Genomic DNA, 691 nt, shown 5'->3' on the forward strand with positions numbered 1-691 from the left:
ATTCATAAATCCGATCATGGCGACAACACCCATCAAACCAAACACCATCGCGCCAAGCATGATCGACGTTCTTAGTTTGTTCCGCCAAAGATTACGCCAAGCCAATTTAATCAACATGCGCGCCCCCTTTCAGCCCACTGGCGATAGGTAAACGAAGAAGACGAATCATCGGGTAGACAAGGCACAAGGATAAGATGATGAGAACCACGATAATTTGGTTAAGCAGCAAGTGAGGATCGAGAGAAACAGGCACAATGGGCTCAAAACCACTTTCCAACATGACTTGAGCAGCTTCGCCAGTGATTTCAATGGGATTAAAATAGAAGTAGCCAAGCACAGGCGCACTGACGATCAAACCCAAAACAATGCCAATAATGGCGATGAAAAGCGATTCAATTGAAATTAAACCAATCAGCTTGCTCCTGAGCATCCCAGTGGCCAACATCACGGCAAATTCACGCTGGCGTTCTAACGTCGTCATCAAAATGGTCGCGAATAGACCAAAACCAACGATGCCATACAGAATGTAGATGAGGAAGATCCCGCCAGCTTTGTCTAATGCGATTTGTTGAGAAAGCTCCGGCGATAACTCCTGCCAGCCTTTTACGGCGACGCTATTGCCGTAATCTCGCTTTAATTGCTCAATCACACTGGGCAATACACGTAAATTTGAAGTATTGAGCACCCATGC

At 46.2% G+C, this 691-nt stretch carries 1 protein-coding gene; it reads right to left on the minus strand.

Going from position 1 to position 691, the window contains the following annotated elements:
- Positions 1–106: 106 nt before the first annotated feature.
- Positions 107–691, minus strand: a 585-nt coding sequence (locus tag R7Z49_RS25230) for an ABC transporter permease (protein ID WP_169643406.1), incomplete at its 5' end; no start/stop codon positions are given.

Source organism: Vibrio sp. 1562, assembly GCF_033340155.1.
GTDB classification, from domain to species: Bacteria; Pseudomonadota; Gammaproteobacteria; order Enterobacterales; family Vibrionaceae; genus Vibrio; species Vibrio alginolyticus.